The following is a 409-nucleotide window of genomic DNA, read 5'->3' as shown; positions in this document are numbered from 1 at the left end:
ATTACCATTGGCAGAGCTGAACACTTGATTGGCGTCTTCACTCAGAGTTTGTGCACCAGACACGCTGTTGACCGGAGCATCATTGACCGCATTCACCGTCATAGTAACGGTAGCCGTTTCCGTCGTTCCGCCAGAAGTGACGGTGTACGTAAAATCAGTAGTTCCGTTGAAATTAGCGGCTGGGCTAAAACTTAAAGTACCGTCAGCATTCAAAAGAACCGTTCCATTCACAACATTGACAGAACCACCTACAGCGATGGCTGTACCGTTAATCGCCGTAATGGTATGTCCTGCATTTTCAAAGGTATCGTTTGCATTCACGTCCAGAGTCACAGCCGTGTCTTCATTGGTCGCAAAAGCATCATCAGCAATATCCACTACAGGATTAATGGTAATGCCTACGGTATCG

The 409-nt window shown here is 46.9% G+C and carries 1 protein-coding gene; it reads right to left on the bottom strand.

Annotated elements, in window-relative coordinates:
• On the bottom strand, positions 1–409 hold a 409-nt coding region (locus Lwor_RS13895; protein ID WP_169792197.1), incomplete at both ends, for an Ig-like domain-containing protein.

The organism is Legionella worsleiensis (genome assembly GCF_001467535.1).
Lineage (GTDB): Bacteria > Pseudomonadota > Gammaproteobacteria > Legionellales > Legionellaceae > Legionella > Legionella worsleiensis.
The sequence above is the reverse complement of the archived record's forward strand: the minus strand, read 5'-3'. Positions and strand labels throughout refer to the sequence as shown.